This window comes from Aquibacillus sediminis, from assembly GCF_005870085.1.
Taxonomy (GTDB): Bacteria; Bacillota; Bacilli; order Bacillales; family Amphibacillaceae; genus Aquibacillus_E; species Aquibacillus_E sediminis.
This window is the reverse complement of the sequence record NZ_SZNM01000055.1, coordinates 1-3,300: the sequence shown is the minus strand read 5'-3', so window position 1 is coordinate 3,300 and position 3,300 is coordinate 1. Positions and strand designations below refer to the sequence as shown.

The following is a 3,300-nucleotide window of genomic DNA, read 5'->3' as shown; positions in this document are numbered from 1 at the left end:
TGTTAGCAGCCATATTAGATGGCATTCATTTCGGAAATGACATTGTCGGTGGCGAGATAAAATAGGAACTGAAGTGGCGAATGGCGAAAATCAAAAGGAATTTTCAGTGTCTTTTTTAGTAGAAAAAAAAGCTCCACTCGGGAGCTAAAACATGTTATCTTCGATTACACGATCAACTGATTCCTCATCAACTAGTTGTTGCTGCCTTGAGACAGCATCCAATAAGCATTCCGTACATAAACGATTTGTTAAACGAGGGACACCTCTAGTTTGGTCAAATATCTTTTGAAGAGAGGCCTCTGTGAAAATCTGGCGATCTTCTCCTGCCACAGCTAAATGGTGCGTAATGTATTTTTTCATCTCTTCAAACGTAAACCCAACTAAATGGTATCTGGTTGTAATTCTTTGAGAAATAGCTTCTAAACTTCTTAGTCTTAACTTATCTCGTAATTCTGGTTGTCCCACCAATATCAATGTCAATGGAGATAGTGAATCTACATGGAAGTTTGTTAAAAATCGAATTTCCTGCAACATTGATGGAGATAACAGATGTGCCTCATCGATTACTACGACAGGTGTTTTTTTCTCATTTTCAAATATGTCAATTAGTGCATTTTTAAATTGTCGTTTCAAATCACTTGCTAGAAACATTGGCTCAATACCAATTTGTAAAAGCATTTCTCGATAAAAATCTCTCGGTTTTAATGATGAATCTGACAAATATAAGAACACATAGTGACTTGGATGAAGGCGATCCCGAAGGGCTCTGATTGCAGTTGATTTTCCTGCTCCGACATCACCAGTTAAGAGTCCAAATGATCTTTCATGAATCATGTATTGAAGTCTAGCTTCCAGTTCTTGATACTGTTCCGATTGAAATAAATCTCTTGTAGGAATTTCTCTTGTAAAAGGTGTTTGTTTCCAACCAAAGTGCTTTTTAATCATGTTTTTCCCCTCCCATTAAAGATGAATAACTGAGGCGACCTTTTTGTTGCTTTTTATGTTCTTGGAAAGGACTATTTGCTAGGGTTAAAAAGTTTAATCCCGATGGGGATTTTTCCTTCTCCTCATCATTAGGAACAGAAACACGGTTATCAAGGTGGCGTTGTAGGGAGGCTGCCACGGCATCTTCTTGTCTTTCTCCTTGGTACCACACCTCAAGTATCTCTAAATCGAATGGATCATACCGCAATGTAACCATCTTTCCAACTAATTTTTGTTCTACCTCGTATCGATTATTTTGAAATGAAATACATCCTGTTTTATCAACTTTTCTCTCTTCCTGCCACTTGAATGCATTTTTTATTTCTTCTAAATGAGGATAGACTAGTGATTGTTCACTTTCTTCAAAACGATCTTTCGGTGTTTGTCTCGTTTCCCCGTGAACTCGTTCGTGATACATCATATCAAGCCATATTTGAAAATAATTATTTAGTTCTTCTACTGATTTAATTTGACCAGATTCGATTAAGTCATATGCTTCTGGTTTAAATGAAGTGTCGACAAATCGGAAGAATCGCTCAATTTTCCCACGCCCTTCTGGCCGTCCTGGTTTAGAGTGAACCAAATCTATCCCTAGATGTGCACATGCTAAATCTAGCACTTTCGCTCGATAGATGGCACCATTATCTACATATAACTTTTCTGGTTTCCCATACCTTAAAATAGCCTTTTGTAGACAATCTTCTAATTGTGCTCCACGCTCATCTAAATAAAATTCTCCATGTACAATTAGCCTTGAATAATCATCTATAAAAGCAAATAGCTTTGCGGTAACTCTTTTGCCTTCTCCTGTAGGATGGGGTAGATAAAGGGTATGTTGTACATCTCCTTGCCAACAAGCATTTCGATAAGGAAATTCAAAACGACGATACTTTCTCGACTGTTCTTGTTTTAGAGCTTGACGTGTGACACCGCGTTTTCTTAATTGCTTAGATAAGGTGCTCTCTGAAATTTGATTTGGTTTTACTATGTTGGCCAGTTCCAACATTCGGATTATTTGATAAACGGACCTTTCCGGTCTTTCTTGCTTCAGTTGGATCGCTTTATTTATGACTTCCTCCGGAATTGCTCTTGCTGCGTAATTTCCTTTTCGCTTTGGCTTCAAGGCATCAAACCCACCTTCTTGATACAGTTGAATGTAACGTTCTAGCGACCGTACACTAATGTTTTGTTTTTCCCCAAGTGGATTTATATGTTCTTGATTAGCAATATTACGAAGTAATGCTGCCTTTTCACCCTTCATCAACTTTCTAGACACCACATTCGATATTAATCCATAACGGAAAAGGGCAATACTCTCTCGTTGTTTTTCATCCATCTTCTGTTTTCTCCCTTTCATATAAATAATATTTATCTGCTAGATTTTCTCATGAATTGGGCCCTTAAATGAAGATGACAAACTCTGTGGGGTTAATCAAAAAAACTGGATAATACTGTAAAAAAAGAAGCGTCAAATAGATGAATATCACTTTCCATATTCATTGTCGGTTTAGATCAAAGGTCTTTTTCATCTGGAAAGGATAATTCTGTCTAAATTAACTGATTTATCCAAGGGAGAAAACCATAGAAAGGGTAGGGAATAGAAGGATGAATTTTTTTCCATAAGTATTGGATAAGTTCACTAAATCCTTCATAAGGATTAAAATTTCGAATAAATACATGAGGTTTTGATAGAGGATCATAGTTTAGTATTCTTTTAGTTAACGTCTGAAAAGATGATTCTATCCTCATTTTCCAATCAGCACACCACCGTTTTAGCGTTCGAAATGATATACTACCAGCTTGTTGTAAAACAAGTGATGGATGAATAGTAGAATAACTTTCCCCTCGAACGAAATGGCGGTAAAATAAACTTTCTTGAATCCATCCTATAAAAACCTTATAGGGGGAAAGGAAGTCAGGTAATAAAGAGACCGTTTTAGTACAAGAAGAACATATCCATCGGTAGATGGGAATGTGGTAAACTGAACATTTTGTTACCACGGTACGGGTATAGAATCCATGCCTATGAAGTTTATTGTCACAACAGGGACAACTCGCTTCAATTGCTGGAGGTACATCTTGGTAATACCTTAAATACTGCTTGATGTTTTTACCCAAATATTTTATTATTATCATACTTGTTGTTTGTAAATGCGCCTCAAAGAGACTGCAATCTCTTTGGGGCATTTTTTATACCTTCCCTCCGTCAGGATATTATTAACATTAGTATATTGTCGCAGATTATCAGCAATTTGTACCGTCACAAATTCTTCCTAAAACGTTAAAATCCGCCGCCAATAGAATTGGCGGCGGACA

Annotated in this window: 3 protein-coding genes; all 3 read right to left on the bottom strand. The window is 36.9% G+C overall.

What is annotated here, in order from left to right:
- Positions 1-144 precede the first annotated feature (144 nt).
- Complete coding sequence (locus tag FCI53_RS21020; RefSeq protein ID WP_138420927.1) at positions 145-945, bottom strand: ExeA family protein; 801 nt, start codon at positions 943-945, stop codon at positions 145-147.
- A complete protein-coding gene (locus tag FCI53_RS21015) occupies positions 938-2,320 on the bottom strand; it encodes a DDE-type integrase/transposase/recombinase (RefSeq protein WP_171038266.1) in 1,383 nt (460 codons plus the stop codon). The genes FCI53_RS21020 and FCI53_RS21015 overlap by 8 nt, the downstream gene beginning before the upstream one ends.
- 212 nt (positions 2,321-2,532) lie before the next feature.
- Positions 2,533-3,120 (bottom strand): DUF6431 domain-containing protein, encoded by a 588-nt coding sequence (locus FCI53_RS22270; RefSeq protein WP_425457207.1) that lies wholly within the window; start codon positions 3,118-3,120, stop codon positions 2,533-2,535.
- Positions 3,121-3,300: the final 180 nt, after the last annotated feature.

Coding starts and splice junctions, on each gene's coding strand:
- FCI53_RS21020 (WP_138420927.1), bottom strand. CDS start 945: ATGATTAAAAAGCACTTTGGTTGGAAACAAACACCTTTTACAAGAGAA.
- FCI53_RS21015 (WP_171038266.1), bottom strand. CDS start 2,320: ATGGATGAAAAACAACGAGAGAGTATTGCCCTTTTCCGTTATGGATTA.
- FCI53_RS22270 (WP_425457207.1), bottom strand. CDS start 3,120: ATGATAATAATAAAATATTTGGGTAAAAACATCAAGCAGTATTTAAGG.